The organism is Halomonas sp. ND22Bw (assembly GCF_003011945.1).
GTDB lineage: Bacteria > Pseudomonadota > Gammaproteobacteria > Pseudomonadales > Halomonadaceae > Halomonas > Halomonas halophila.
Genome location: NZ_PXWD01001116.1, coordinates 1 through 262, shown reverse-complemented (window position 1 = coordinate 262; position 262 = coordinate 1). Strand labels below are relative to the sequence as shown.

The 262-nt window shown below is 60.3% G+C and carries 1 protein-coding gene; it reads right to left on the bottom strand.

The window, feature by feature from the left end; all coding sequences use genetic code 11:
• Positions 1–226 (bottom strand): ferredoxin FdxA (gene fdxA / locus CVH10_RS21640; protein WP_106489427.1); only part of this gene is annotated, 226 nt, incomplete at its 3' end.
• Positions 227–262: the final 36 nt, after the last annotated feature.

The following is a 262-nucleotide window of genomic DNA, read 5'->3' as shown; positions in this document are numbered from 1 at the left end:
GCGCGGAGAAGGTGTTGTTCAGCTCCAGCCATTGTTCCAGCCCGCTTTCGGTATCGGGCAGGATCGCCTCGGCAGGACATTCCGGCTCGCACACGCCGCAGTCGATGCACTCGGACGGGTTGATGACGAGCATGTTCTCGCCCTCGTAGAAACAGTCGACCGGACACACTTCGACGCAGTCCATATATTTGCAGCGGATGCAGGCGTCGGTGACGACGTAGGTCATGGATCGGGTTCCTCTGTTCCGGCGCACGCTTTTGCG